Origin of the sequence: Bradyrhizobium ivorense, assembly GCF_900696085.1 — a bacterium.
Classification (GTDB): Bacteria; Pseudomonadota; Alphaproteobacteria; order Rhizobiales; family Xanthobacteraceae; genus Bradyrhizobium; species Bradyrhizobium ivorense.
Genome location: NZ_CAADFC020000016.1, coordinates 723,762 through 736,206, shown reverse-complemented (window position 1 = coordinate 736,206; position 12,445 = coordinate 723,762). Strand labels below are relative to the sequence as shown.

The 12,445-nt window shown below is 62.5% G+C and carries 12 protein-coding genes; 4 read left to right on the top strand and 8 right to left on the bottom strand.

Features of this window, described 5'->3' with window-relative positions; genetic code table 11:
• Window positions 1-4 precede the first annotated feature (4 nt).
• Window positions 5-262, bottom strand: a complete 258-nt coding sequence (locus CI41S_RS23355) for a hypothetical protein (protein ID WP_139861756.1) — start codon at window positions 260-262, stop codon at window positions 5-7.
• Window positions 263-1,213: 951 nt separating this feature from the next.
• Here CI41S_RS23355 and CI41S_RS23350 point away from each other — a divergent pair.
• The 3 genes from CI41S_RS23350 (at window position 1,214) to CI41S_RS23340 (ending at window position 5,244) form a co-directional block, all read left to right on the top strand.
• Entirely contained in the window at window positions 1,214-3,220 is a 2,007-nt protein-coding gene (locus CI41S_RS23350; RefSeq protein WP_139861755.1) for a ParB/RepB/Spo0J family partition protein, read from the top strand.
• Between the two features lie 723 nt (window positions 3,221-3,943).
• A complete protein-coding gene (locus tag CI41S_RS23345) occupies window positions 3,944-4,255 on the top strand; it encodes a DUF736 domain-containing protein (RefSeq protein ID WP_139861754.1) in 312 nt (103 codons plus the stop codon).
• A 665-nt stretch (window positions 4,256-4,920) separates the two neighbouring features.
• Window positions 4,921-5,244, top strand: coding sequence for a DUF736 domain-containing protein (locus tag CI41S_RS23340; RefSeq protein WP_139861753.1), 324 nt, complete (start codon window positions 4,921-4,923; stop codon window positions 5,242-5,244).
• A 436-nt stretch (window positions 5,245-5,680) separates the two neighbouring features.
• Here the strand turns inward: CI41S_RS23340 and tnpC are convergent, their stop codons facing one another.
• The 3 genes from tnpC to tnpA all read right to left on the bottom strand — a co-directional run bounded on the left by tnpC (window position 5,681) and on the right by tnpA (window position 8,523).
• A complete protein-coding gene (tnpC, locus tag CI41S_RS23335) occupies window positions 5,681-7,216 on the bottom strand; it encodes an IS66 family transposase (protein WP_139861752.1) in 1,536 nt (511 codons plus the stop codon).
• A gap of 69 nt (window positions 7,217-7,285) precedes the next feature.
• Complete coding sequence (gene tnpB / locus CI41S_RS23330) at window positions 7,286-7,639, bottom strand: IS66 family insertion sequence element accessory protein TnpB (RefSeq protein WP_139861751.1); 354 nt, start codon at window positions 7,637-7,639, stop codon at window positions 7,286-7,288.
• Window positions 7,636-8,523 carry an IS66 family insertion sequence element accessory protein TnpA gene (gene tnpA / locus CI41S_RS23325; RefSeq protein WP_139861750.1) on the bottom strand — a complete coding sequence of 296 codons (888 nt, stop codon included), beginning with the start codon at window positions 8,521-8,523 and terminating at the stop codon, window positions 7,636-7,638. Before tnpA ends, tnpB begins: the two co-directional genes overlap by 4 nt.
• A gap of 1,487 nt (window positions 8,524-10,010) precedes the next feature.
• Here tnpA and CI41S_RS23320 point away from each other — a divergent pair.
• Window positions 10,011-10,220, top strand: a complete 210-nt coding sequence (locus CI41S_RS23320; protein WP_069278491.1) for a helix-turn-helix domain-containing protein — start codon at window positions 10,011-10,013, stop codon at window positions 10,218-10,220.
• Between the two features lie 79 nt (window positions 10,221-10,299).
• On the opposite strand, the gene CI41S_RS23315 is transcribed toward CI41S_RS23320, so the two are convergent.
• The 4 genes from CI41S_RS23315 to CI41S_RS23300 are packed head-to-tail and all read right to left on the bottom strand — an operon-like array spanning window position 10,300 to window position 12,336.
• Window positions 10,300-11,184 (bottom strand): ThiF family adenylyltransferase, encoded by an 885-nt coding sequence (locus CI41S_RS23315; protein ID WP_172628151.1) that lies wholly within the window; start codon window positions 11,182-11,184, stop codon window positions 10,300-10,302.
• On the bottom strand, window positions 11,181-11,696 hold the full coding sequence (locus CI41S_RS23310; RefSeq protein WP_139861748.1) for a Mov34/MPN/PAD-1 family protein: 516 nt from the start codon (window positions 11,694-11,696) through the stop codon (window positions 11,181-11,183). Before CI41S_RS23310 ends, CI41S_RS23315 begins: the two co-directional genes overlap by 4 nt.
• Window positions 11,693-12,100: a hypothetical protein gene (locus tag CI41S_RS23305; protein ID WP_139861747.1), complete on the bottom strand. Its 408-nt coding sequence runs from the start codon at window positions 12,098-12,100 to the stop codon at window positions 11,693-11,695. The genes CI41S_RS23310 and CI41S_RS23305 overlap by 4 nt, the downstream gene beginning before the upstream one ends.
• On the bottom strand, window positions 12,100-12,336 hold the full coding sequence (locus CI41S_RS23300; protein ID WP_139861746.1) for a hypothetical protein: 237 nt from the start codon (window positions 12,334-12,336) through the stop codon (window positions 12,100-12,102). Before CI41S_RS23300 ends, CI41S_RS23305 begins: the two co-directional genes overlap by 1 nt.
• Window positions 12,337-12,445 lie beyond the last annotated feature (109 nt).

Genomic DNA, 12,445 nt, shown 5'->3' with positions numbered 1-12,445 from the left:
TGAACTACTGGCATTCCGGGCAGGTGTCGCCGATCGAATCCAGCACCTCTTGGACCTCGGCCACCGCTTCATCAGTGGAGAGGCCCACCGGTGGATCTTTACGGGCGATTTCGATCGCCCGCTCTCGCGCGTGCGGATCGGCGCGATCCTGCATCCAGCCGTGCTCCTCGCACTCGCGGATAGCGCCCGCTTCCTGAAGCACGTGGATCGCCCATCCGCGCGGCGTCCGTATCGCCGGCCTTCGTTGCCTCGTCATCAGCATTGAAATCGCTCCTGACAGACGAATCGCTCTGCCCGCAATTCGTTCCGCTCCTAGCACATGCCCGGACTTCGCGAGGCTGCGAACTCAATGATTGAAGTCTGACGAGTCGACGCTCCGCTCGCTTCAGCTTTGCGCGTCTGGAGGCGGTAACGATGGAAGACCGGGTTTGCGACTTCGAGAAGGCATGAGAGAGAAGAGTCGCAGAAAACGTCGTCCTCGCGCTGATGAGTGATGCGATGACAGCGGCTCGCAGGAAGGTCCAAGTTCGTCAAACCTGGTCATCGTGTTCCTGTCCGGGCGCGTGCGGCGATGGCCGCACCGGCTCTTGGGAACCGCGCCGTGTGACGTCCTGGCCATCCGGCTGGCATCCCTCGCTCAAGCGCAAGCATATGACGATCACCCACGCAATATACCGCAATATATAATGTGTCACTCGCCGGAGGCACTCGCCCGCGGGCCCCGCCGTCATTGCATGCCGGCGTCGCTATCACTGTCCCGCGCTCGGGTGCCTTGTTAACCGGTCTCGCGACTGCAGTCGCCTCGGTGCCCGCGGGCATTGCATGCCCGCGTCGCTATCACTGCCCTGTCGGCGGCTGCCCTTTTTGATTTTGGCACTCGTCGCTTGATTTCACTTCTTCCGGGTTGTCCAGCGTTCTTATCGTCGAGGGCTCAGGGGCTCCGCCCCTCGCGCGCGCCAGGGTAAAGCGCCGGCTTTGCGCCGGCGCCGACCCGAGCGGTCTCCCCGGTCTTCCGCGCTGTTCTCACTCTGCCGACTTCGGACGACATAGGCACGCGCTTGTGCAGACCCGCTTCTGCGAAGCGGCCCTTCGGGCGGGCGATACCCCTCCGCTCGGGTCGCCCTGGCCCTTGCTACCCCCGGTCTCGCCGACGGGCAGGGGTGCAGGCGCGGAGTGCGCCCTGCACCCATGGAAGCCAAAAGGAAGAATGATCATGTCGGCCAAGTCAGTTGGAATACCGGATGGAACTGAGGTTCGCATTCCCCTCAGCAAGCTCAAGAAATCGCCGAAGAATGCGCGCAAGACACCGCATAGCGAGGCGGCGATCGAGGCTTTGGCGGCGAGTATTGCGGCGAAGGGCATCCTGCAGAATCTGATTGTGGAGCCGGAAGTCGATGGCGAGGGGGCGGCCACCGGGTTCTTCTGTGTGACCATCGGCGAGGGCAGGCGGCTGGCCCAGCTGCTGCGGGTCAAGCGCAAGGAGATCAGGAAGAGCGAGCCGATCCGCTGCGTCGTCGACACCGCGAACGATCCCCACGAGATCAGCCTGGACGAGAATGTCACCCGGGAGAAGATGCATCCGGCCGACGAGTTCGAGGCGTTCCGGAAGCTCGCGGATGAGCGCGGCTTCGGTGTGGAGGACATCGCGGCCCGCTTCGGCGTGACCGCGCATGTGGTGCGGCAGCGCCTCCGCCTTGGAGCGGTTTCGCCCAGATTGATGCAGCTTTATCGGGACGGCGATCTGACCCTTGAGCAGCTGATGGCGTTTGCCATCACCGATGATCATGCCCGGCAGGAAGCCCTCTATGAGCGCCTGCCGTTCGACCCGGATGCCAGCACCATCCGCCGTCTGCTCACCGAAACCCACGTTCCGGCCACGGATCGGCGCGTACGTTTTGTCGGGCTCGAGGCCTATATGGAGGCGGGCGGCACGGTGCTGCGCGACCTCTTTACCGAGGATCGCGGCGGCTATCTGGAAGACGTCGCGCTGCTCGATTTGTTGGTGACGGCAAAGCTTGGCCGCGAGGCAGATGCCTTGAGGGCGGCCGAGGGATGGCGGTGGACCGAGGCCTATCTCGACTTCCCGCATGCCCATGGCATGCGCCGCGTCTACCCGCATGCGGTGGTGCTGTCGTCGGAAGATGAGGCGTCCCTTGCGGCGGCTCACGCGGAATTCGACCGACTGACCGAGCAGCATCAGACGGCCGAGGAACTGCCCGACGACGTGGCTGCGCGGTTTGGCGAACTGGAGGCTGAGATCGACCGGCTGGAAGCAATGCGGACCGCCTATGACGCCGAGGACGTCGCACGCGGCGGGGCTTTCGTGATCCTCAATCACGACGGCACGTTAAGGATCGAACGGGGTTTTATCCGCCCCCAAGATGAGAAACCCGAGACTGAAACCGGCCAGCAAAGCGACGTCGGGGCGCGGGATGAGGAGGATCGGGAAGGCGAGGAGGCCGCGCCGGATGGCGAGGACGACGAGGGCGCGAGCGAGGAGGAGGACGAGGACCGGCCGCTGTCTGACGCTCTGGTTCGCGACCTCACCGCGCACCGAACCTTGGGGCTGCGGCTCAATTTGAGTGAGCAGCCTGACGTCGCCATCGTGGCGGTGACCCATGCGCTCGCCGCTCAAATCTTCTATTTCGGAGCGAATGCGCACGTGGTCGGCATCCAGCCGGTGAACTGCGATTTGGCTGCGCATGCGGCCGAGATCGAGGATACGCCGGCCGGCAAGGCGTGGTCGGATCGGCATGCCAATTGGGCACGGCAGATGCCCAAGGACGTCGCCGGACTGTGGGAATTCGTGGCCGAGCTCGACCACGACAGCCGCATGGCGCTGTTCGCGCATTGCGTCTCCCTAACGGTCAATGCGGTCAAATTGCCGTTCGACCGGAGGCCGCGGGCGCTGGCGGCGGCCCGCCGTTTGGCGGAGGCCGTGGCCCTCGACATGACCAGATATTGGCGCCCGACGGTGCGCAGCTATCTCGGCCGCGTCACCAAGGCTGGCATCTTGGAAGCTGTCCGCGAAGGCGTGGGCGGGGAGGCGGCCGAGCGTCTGTCGGACATGAAGAAGGCCGGCATGGCGCAGGCCGCAGAGCAGCTGTTGGCGGCGACCGGCTGGTTGCCGGCGTTGCTGCGGACGGCTGCTTCGCAAGGGCTAACTGACGTGCAAGGCGAGGCGCAGGGTAGCGAACTCCGAGCGGAAGCTGCGGAGTGAGGCCAACGCCGGGGCTGCTAGGCGGCCCCGGCAGGGCTCCAAAAATTGCGGCCGCGCACCTGACGGTGCGCGGCCGATTCCATGGATGCAAAGCGGCGATTGCTCACGCAAGGGCTCCCTCCGATTGGGGGCGAATGACCCGTCCGATCTACACCGATTGCTGCAGCCAGGGTGGCTGCATCGCGCCCCCTTCGACCTTCACCAGCGAGCCGAAGACCGGGGCCCGGAGTGTGGATCTTGGCCTTGACCGTGCGCATCCAGCGCGCATTGGGGCGGACAATTCCGGCGGTCCGACCGGTGTCCTGTGCGAACATGTGGCCCGGTTTCCTTGCGTTGATCCGGTTGCGTCTTCGCTGCGATTGATGCACGGACATCGGCTTATCTTCCACCGATTCAGCCGTCGTCTAATGCTGTGACGTGGCGGTCGCCAGGAAATCTCCGTCAGTTTCGGTCATGGGCTCGCGTCCAACGCAGCCACGATTGGGCTGATCAAGCCCGGGGGACGGCAAGGGCCTCGATCGCCTTCCCGCAACAGCTCGCGCCTGCTTTTTTCCCCTGCCGCGAAGCGGGCGGCATTCCTCGCGGGGAGACAAAAAAGCAGCCCTTCGCCGTCCTCCGCTGGCGCTGCGGGCCTTTAAGGCTGCGGGCCGATCGCTCCCCGGGCCAAGGATCGCCATCGAGGCTGCGATGGACGCGGCCCGAGCAAGACAGACGGAGATCATCATGGCGACCATCGGCACTTTCACCGCTTCCGAGAGCGGCTACACCGGCTCGATCAAGACGCTGACGCTCAACATCAAGGCCAAGCTCGTCGCATCCGAAAAGGACAACGACAAGGCGCCGGACTACCGCATCTTCGCGGGCGCGACCGAGTTCGGCGCCGCCTGGAAGAAGACCGTCCGCGACAGCGAGCGCGAATATCTCTCGGTCAAGCTCGACGATCCGAGCTTCCCGGCCCCGATCTACGCCTCGCTGGTCAGGATCGAAGGCGAGGAGGGTTTTAGCCTGATCTGGTCGCGGCGCAGCGGCGACTGACCGGCCGGAAGCATCGGCCCCGCCTCCTCGGAGGCGGGGCTTTTTTGCGTTTCTCGCGCCGCTTTTAACAGGAGGCGGAAGAGCATGTTCTTCCTCAAAAGGGAGACGCGCAGCCAGAGATTCGTGACGCAGCTCAGAGGCAATTCTAGGCGTTGCGTTGGGAACTAATTGAGCTTTTGGTGCGCTTTCGTTGGGTGGTTCGCGAGCTCATCGTCATCTGCGCTACCCACTGATAGCGCCGAATTCTATTCGATGGTCGTCGCCAGGACGGCGCCTCGGATGCGAGACCGACCCGCTTCCTAAGCGAAATAATCTGGTCTGGACCGCGAGAAACTCGAGACTTGAGGCTACATCGAATCGTCGTCCCAGCATCGTTGGTGCGATGAGGAGCCGCTCGGCGGCAAGGCCTGGCTCCTTCGCCGGAAGGGGAGGATTCCCTGCTTATGGCGCTACGACCTATGGCAGCCGTCCCCCATCCGAAACCCTCGCGCGCTTCCTTTTTTCCCCGCCGGCAAGCCGGCTCCTCGCGGCCGCTTCGCTGCAAAAAAGGAGCGGGCTCGGGTGCGCCGCTGCACTTCGCCCCAAGGGTTCGGATGTGGGCCGGCCGCCATGACGGTCTCGCCATCGCAGGGCATCGGGCCCTGCGGCAACGAAGGAGACAGACCATGACCGCGATCGGATTCGTCACCCGCACAATTAACGGCGGCTTCAGGGGCCAGCTCAAATTCCTGCCTATCTGCGCCGACATCGACATCGTGCCGAACCGCGATAAGTCCAGCGATGCTCCACCCGACTTCCGCATCTTCACCCAAGGGCTCGAGGTCGGATCCGGTCGGATTCTCACCGGCGAGAGCCGCGGAACGGACTACGTCAGCCTGTCGCTCGCAGTACCCGGCTTGGGAGGCCGCAAGCTCTGCGCCAACCTTGGTCGAACGGTCGGCCTTTACGGTGACGGCAGCTTCTTCCTGATCTGGAATCCTGTCGACTAGGATCAAATGAAGGGCTCCCGCGCATCGCGCGGGAGCCCTTTTTTGTCTTCCGGAGACCACGTTTTGGATATCGCCGACCGACGCACGTGAGCCCGTAGCTAGGCCCACTTTGGAGGAGCAAACGCGGCTGGCAACGAGCGAAACATCCTATTTCGATCGACGAAACGCACTCGCACGGAGCGGAATTCTGCCCCGAAGCATGAAGGTCGTCCGATGGATTTTTCTCTTCGTTTCGATGCAAAAGATCGCTCCCCCGCGTTGGAATTTACGCCAATCTATGGACAGCCAAGAGGCTAAAATCGAGGGCTTGGGCACGTGCCGAGCAGCCGATTTTTTTGCGTGCCTCGTGGATCAGCAGATGCGATTGCGGCAAGATGAGGAAGGGTGAGCTGGTAGCTGCGAACAGAAGGTAAGCGTCCAGAGCTTGCACCTGACCTCATCCATTGACGGGATTCTCGGCTTTCCAGGCCCACGGCAGGAGTTCGTCGAGGCGGTTGACGGGATATCCATCGACCATACGAGTGAGCACATCGCGAAGGTATTCGTAAGGTTCGACGCCGTTCAGCTTGCAGGTTTCGATCAGCGAACAGAGGATGGCCCAGCGCGCTCCGCCGCCATCGCTTCCGGCAAAAAGGTGGTTCTTGCGCCCGAGCGCGACGGGGCGGATCGCACGCTCAACAGGGTTCGTATCGAGCTCAACGCGACCGTCGTGCAGGAAGCGCGTCAGGCCATTCCAACGCGAGAGAGCGTACCGCATCGCCTCGGCGAGCTTGGCGCGACCGGGCAGCAGGGGGAGCTGCGCCTCCAGCCAAAGCCGGAAGTTGTCGACGTACGGCTTGGACAATGAGCGCCGCGCGGCGAGCCGATGCGCCGGCGATTGACCGCGGATTCTGGCCTCGACGGCATAGATTTCGCCGATCCGGCGCAGGGCTTCCAGCGCCAAGGGGGCGCCGTCGGCCTCAGCAATCTCGTAAAACTTGCGCCTGGTATGAGCCCAACAAGCCGCAAGAATGATGTCGCCATTGCTGGTCAACCGCTCGAAGCCGGCATAGCCATCGACATGCAGAACGCCCTTAAAATGCTCGAGATGCGAGGCGGGACGCTCGGCCTTTCGATCCGGCGCAAACAGGTAGACTGCTGCCGGCGGCGCCGGTCCACCCCATCCGTGTTGATCGCGGGCATAGACCCACAATCGCCCTGTTTTCGTCCGTCCGCGGCCAGGATCCAGCACCGGGATCGGGGTGTCGTCAGCAAAAAGATGATCGGAGGCGAACACGTTTTTGCACAGCCGTTCGTGCAAACTCTCGAACCACCAGCAGGCGCCGCCAACCCAGCCGGCCAATGTCGAACGCTCCAGTTCGACGCCGTGGCGCGCAAAAATCTGCGCCTGGCGGTAGAGCGGCGTGTGGTCGCAATATTTGCTGACCAGCACCTGGGAGAGCAGGGCCGGCGTGGCCAGACCACCCGCGATCGGCCGCTCGGGAGCAGGGGCCTGGGTGACGGTCCCGCATGCGCGGCAGGCAAATTTCGGGCGGCGGATACGCACGACGCGCAGCTGAGCCGGCACCCAATCCAGCATCTCGCTGATGCTCTCGCCGATGGCATGCAAGGCCCCGCCGCAGCCCGCGCAAGCCTCATTCCCAGGGCCGAGAACGACCTCTTCGCGCGGCAAATGGTCGGGCAGCGACTTGCGTTTCGGCGATGCATCCGGAGCCGGCGCGGGGCGCGTGATTGGGTCGGGATCTGTCTCGGCTGCTGCCAGATCGGTGTCCAGATCTTCAAGTCCAAGCGCGAACTGGTCGGTGTCGAGCCGCTCGGAGCGACGCCCGTACTGCGCGCGTTGAAGCTGTCTGATGATCAGGCGGAGGCGCTCGATCTCAGTGTTTCGATGCTCGATGAGCGAGGCGATGTCGCGCACCAGGCAATGCAGAAGTGCTGGGTCCGACGGCAGATTGTTGAGATCAAGCTGCATGTCCGATTCTACTCGGACACCCTGATTCGAAAAATCAAATTCGCTATATTCTATGCGGGTTTTTGCGATTCAACCGGCAATGGCCGGACGCCATCGACGCTCCGGCGTGCGCCAGTCGATGCCTTCGATCAGCATCGCCAGTTGCGCCGGCGACAACGTGACCGTGCCGCCTGGATCGCTCATTCTGGGCCAGATGAAGCCGCCTTGATCGAGCTTTTTGGTGAACAGACAAAGCCCGTTGCCGTCCCAGAACAGGATCTTCAGCATGCTCGCTCGCTTGCCCCGGAACGCAAACAGGTGGCCGGAGAACGGATCCTTCTTCAAGGTTTCCTGGACGATGGTCGCGAGCCCGTCGAGGCCCTTTCTCATGTCGGTGTACCCCAGCGCCAGATGCACCTTCACGCCCGCAGGAACGACCATCATGATGCGATCTCCTGCTCGGCGACGTGTCGACGGACGGCGTCCGGATCAACATCGGCGGGTGCGAAGACGCGCCGACCGTCGGGCAGTTCGACTGCCACCATGCCATCAGGCGGCTGCAACAAATCACGCAGAACGAGGGGCGAAGGAGCGTCTGACGCTGCGTTTGCCACCTCGACCTGGGCAAATTTCGCCCGCGCTCGTCGGCCAAACCCGAACTGAACTCGCCACCGGAACAGCATGCTGGTGACAATGCCGTGGCGCCGGCAGATCTCGGCGGCGCTGGCATTGGGAGCATCGGATTCGCGTGCGATCGCGAGCTTCTCCTCGTCGCTGAAGCGGCGCCGGTTGGAACGTCCGTCGACCGACGGATCGTCGCTCGAGGCGTCTGTCAAGCGGCTTTCGGCGCCGGACCCCTTAGCAGCGCTGCTAGCACCAGTGCTTATTTGGGCGCAGGCACTGGGATGGAGTTGCGCTCGCCAGTCGATCTCCACCTCCTTGGCCTCGATGAGATCGCGCCATCGCCCGAGGGCGTAACGCGATATTCCATGGGCGCCTGCGTACGCCCGGATGCTCATTCCCGACCACGTCATCGCCTCGACATGCATGGCCCAGAACGCCTGGACGGCGCGGCTGCGCGCGTCGCTGGACACCTTGAGAGACCGCCGCAAACGACGCTCCTCACGCCTCAATTCGGCCTGTACTTTAAGGGCTTCCACGTCGACCAGGACGCTCAGCCAGCGTGCAAATGTGCCCTGGTCCAGGCGATGCTGACGGCAGTAACTGCGCCGGCTGAGGCCGCTTCTACGCCACGCCTCGATGTGCACCGACCACCAGGTTCGGCGTGCTCTGTTCTCATATTGTTTCCGCCCCACGAGATTCTCCATGCTGCAGAGAAATCCAATATGGAACGGCGAGGCATTCTCGGAAGATGTGCGGGAACCGAACGCTTACAACAGAAGGAGTGAGGGCAAGATAAAAGCACTGTCGCCGAAGGGCGGCTAAGTGGTTGTCTGCACATCTAAGAGTTAGCGCTGTTACAATCTGCGATGTCGCCAAAGCCAAGCCAAGGTCAAGACGCGTCTTGCTTATTGCATCTGCGGGTGAGTATGTGACCACGGGTCGCCATGGGACCACGCAAAAGATCGACGGCGAATTCGGGGCGGGAAGCTCGGCCGTTAGCCGAAGGGCCACGAGCACGGCCAGCAGTCTACAGCAACTCTGCTGGGAGTCTCGCATGAAGTCACCGTTCATTGGACGCTTCACTTGATCACGGACGCGCGCAGCACGGTGTGCTGTTGGAATGCGAATTGGGAGCGTCGATCCAGGTGCGTGTTTCGCCCGTTGGCCGAGCAGTACCAGAGCCAACGACGTCGGCCTTCGCCATCTCCGCCTCGACGTCGTCAGGAGTTGGGCTTGCCCGGTGAGGTCGTCGGACACCGGGGCGCGGCGGTTGGTTACTCGCGGTATCGCCAGGCGCTCACCGAGGCAGCACCTGTCGCGGCCTGGCAGTCCGGCATGGATTGGACGCATGCGGCGCGCCGATGTGTCTCGCCCATGGCCACGCTCTATGATGGGTCTCACCACGGACATCGGCATTTCCCGCTGATCGCCAAGGCCCCTCCGGCCCGGGAACAATCGCGCAGGCGCGCTGGATCTACTGTCCCACGTTAGATTGACGAACCGATCTCAGCGAGCGGGCTCCGACATGGCCGGCTGAATAAACGAGCCGCCGAATTGCGCCTCATTCGGAGGCAGCGGACGAATAAATCGCGACCCACGGCCACCGGACTCATTGAATGGTGGCAAAGATGCCGACGAAGGCATCAAGCGGTGGTGCAACACGAGAAGCTTTAACGGTGTTTGAGCGCTCTTATGCCTCATTTGCCGAACGTTCGAACGACGCGATCGCGTGCTGCACCGCGCGAGCTGAATCTTGGAGCCGCTTCAGGAGCGTTCTGAGCTCCGCTTGTGTCGTTTCTTCCATACGCAGGTTGCTACTAGTCAGGAACCCTTGGATTAGCTGGTCAATGGAAATTGTCTTAACCGCCGACGAGCAGACGGTTGCCCCTCCAGCGACGGAGGACGCAATTCTTCCGTCGCCTGCCAAAGCTATTTCCACGGACGCGTTGGCGAGAACCGCACGCTCGATCAGTTCGAGAGGGACCTCTAATGAAGCCACAACCCTCCCGGTTGACACGTCGACATAGCCGACGTTCGAGATTTCTCGACCGCATTTGACGAAGGGACTGAGGCGCAGCTTGACCGGACCTGTTGACATAGGTCGCCCAATTTCTTCAAGAGGTAGCGAGGATATCCATTTTATGACTCATAGTCTATGGGCTAGTCAGCATAGTTTCTCTTGCTGTCCTGCATGCGCTTGCAGGATCGAGTCGGTCTGAACATTCAAGAATTACGTCGGGCAAGGAAGCTCAGCCAGGAAGAGCTCGCGGGCCTGTCCGAGGTCCATCAGACGTATTTGAGCGGAGTCGAAAGCGGTAAAAGAAACCCATCGCTTTTAGTGATTGAGCGGATAGCCAAGGCTCTAAGGGTCGACCCGGAGGAGTTGGTTCGTCGACGATGACTACCAAGTGTCCGCTAATTAAGGAGCGCTATAAGGTGCCTGTACGGCTTCGGTACGAGAACAAGCATTAAGCTGACATTCACAGAGCCTTTTTAAGCCGTCTTTCACCAAGATGCGGCATCCGCAGGAAGCGCTCAGCATCGGCGTCCTGCGGCTTACCGCGAATTCCCTTACAGTAGTAGCAGTCCGGCTTCGGCTTCGCCGTGGTGAGTTTCGGTATGTGGCCGTAGTAGTTGATCAGGCGCTGCGGCTTTCTCATGCCGGTGACGGCGACCATGAACTCGGTTGCGGCGAGCGCGGCAACGACGCCGTTGATGGGGGACACGGAAGGTCCGATCTCGCGCAGCGCGTCCACCGGCACGCCGTAGATCGCCGCTCTGCCCGCATTTTCGGCGTCCGTGCTCAGATATGCCTCGACATCACGAGGATCGAGCACATCGAGGCAGTGCAGGCAGCCGCCCCCCTGCCAAGCGACACAGACGCGCCCTCCGTATACGCCCGCTTCCGGAACGTCTGATGCGAGATCGACATAGTCCTTTGCATAGGCCGCGCAGAGCTCGTTCAGGATCGATCGCGGGCCATCCTCATCAAAGCAGCCAAACACCCAATCCGCCTGCCTCACGGCAGCGAACGCTTCCTCGCTGAGCAGGCTTGCCCTTACCGGCGTGACGCGAATGGTGGGATCGATCTCGCGCACGAGACGCGCGGCCAGTTCGACTTTCGGACTGCCAGGCACGGGATCGTCATGTCTTGCGCCGACGAAGCGGTTGCGATTTGTCTCGTCCAGCTCCTCGTCGTCGACCGGCGTGACGCCGCCGATGCCGAGCAGGGCAAGGTGCTGGACGAGCGGGCTGCCGAGGCCACCGACGCCGATGACCGCGACGTTCGTGGCTCGCAGCTTGCGCTGGCCATCCTCGCCGAGGAGGCGGATGTTGCGGTCGAAGCGGGCAGGAAGATCGCTCATCCCCAGCCTCCCAGAGAAAAGTTGGTCGGTTTGAGCATGCGACTGCCCTCGACAATCCCGTCCAGCGGACGCGGGATGTTCGGATTGTCGAGCCAGAGCAGGGCGTCGAACCCGGACTTCGCGACGACGATGGCGAGATAGGGACGCTTCTTGAGCCGCCACCACATGTGCGGCACGGTCTCCTGCAGCCCTAGGCGATCGGCGTAAGAGAAGCCGGCGGGCCATGGGCCGGGATGCGAGTGCAATTCCACGAGCGACATGTCGATATCGTGCGCGCGCTTGATCAACGCGGCGCGCGTTTCATCGGCCAGTTCTAGATAGTCGTCCTGCTGCACGATGAAGTCGCCAGGACCGAGCTTCTTCGTTTCCGCGACCTCAAAAGTGACCTGATGATCGCTGCGCACGGCGCGGGCAAACAGGAACGCCGCTTGCTCTTCTTCGGAGCCAGACGGCAGCAGGTGCGCCATCAAATCATCGAGCGCGCCGTTCTCCAACTTCAAAAATGCCTTCATGCTCCCTCCTGCAATCGCACCATGAAACTCCGCACCCACGCGAGCAGGTTCGAGCCCTTGCCCATGTCGGCGGTTGCTGACCAATTCTCCACCGACCACGAGAAATGCAGCCACTCGCCGGAGAAGGGCGGCGGCGACGGTGGAGCGCCCGTGTTATTCGGAGCGGCGCCTTTGAAATTCAGTCCGGCGGGCGTGAGAAATCCGTAAGGCGCATCGCCGGGGTAGTTGCCCTTGATCAGAAAACAGACCGGCAGCTCGCTCACCGCCTTGTCGCCGATGCGCCAGCCTTCGGGCAGCACGTAACGGGGAATCCTGAACCAGTCTTCCCCGTTCGATTCCGCGTGCTCGACGTCGCCGAAGTGGCGGCGCAGCAGGGCCAGTTCGTGGCTGATACGCGCGCGCATCAGCCACGCTTCCAGCGGTGCTTCTTGCCGAATCCCTGGCCCGGCTTGATCGCGATGACCTCGCCCGGTGCAAGCGTCCGTTCGACGTTGTGCTGGTCGACCTCGATCACGCCTTGCGAGATGTCCCAGCCGCCCAACTCGGCAATCTGCTCGGTCGTGATCGTGTCCTCCTCCCAGGGAAATTCCTCCCCTTCGATGTTGAGAATGTACTTCGGTCCCTTATCGGGTTTCGCCATCGCCTGACTCATAGTTTCGCTCTGCATATTAGTTCCTTTCCCGGCTCTAGCGCCGATCCAGATGCCTCCGCTGGACTGTATGCCAACGTTAGCTTATATAGCTAACACG

Bases quoted from the DNA above. Each gene is read 5' to 3' on its own strand.
- CI41S_RS23315 (WP_172628151.1), bottom strand. From the start codon at position 11,184: ATGAGCGATCTTCCTGCCCGCTTCGACCGCAACATCCGCCTCCTCGGC.
- CI41S_RS23320 (WP_069278491.1), top strand. From the start codon at position 10,011: ATGCGCTTGCAGGATCGAGTCGGTCTGAACATTCAAGAATTACGTCGG.
- tnpB (WP_139861751.1), bottom strand. From the start codon at position 7,639: ATGATGGTCGTTCCTGCGGGCGTGAAGGTGCATCTGGCGCTGGGGTAC.
- tnpC (WP_139861752.1), bottom strand. From the start codon at position 7,216: ATGCAGCTTGATCTCAACAATCTGCCGTCGGACCCAGCACTTCTGCAT.
- CI41S_RS23355 (WP_139861756.1), bottom strand. From the start codon at position 262: ATGCTGATGACGAGGCAACGAAGGCCGGCGATACGGACGCCGCGCGGA.
- CI41S_RS23345 (WP_139861754.1), top strand. From the start codon at position 3,944: ATGGCGACCATCGGCACTTTCACCGCTTCCGAGAGCGGCTACACCGGC.
- tnpA (WP_139861750.1), bottom strand. From the start codon at position 8,523: ATGGAGAATCTCGTGGGGCGGAAACAATATGAGAACAGAGCACGCCGA.
- CI41S_RS23300 (WP_139861746.1), bottom strand. From the start codon at position 12,336: ATGGCGAAACCCGATAAGGGACCGAAGTACATTCTCAACATCGAAGGG.
- CI41S_RS23305 (WP_139861747.1), bottom strand. From the start codon at position 12,100: ATGCGCGCGCGTATCAGCCACGAACTGGCCCTGCTGCGCCGCCACTTC.
- CI41S_RS23340 (WP_139861753.1), top strand. From the start codon at position 4,921: ATGACCGCGATCGGATTCGTCACCCGCACAATTAACGGCGGCTTCAGG.
- CI41S_RS23350 (WP_139861755.1), top strand. From the start codon at position 1,214: ATGTCGGCCAAGTCAGTTGGAATACCGGATGGAACTGAGGTTCGCATT.
- CI41S_RS23310 (WP_139861748.1), bottom strand. From the start codon at position 11,696: ATGAAGGCATTTTTGAAGTTGGAGAACGGCGCGCTCGATGATTTGATG.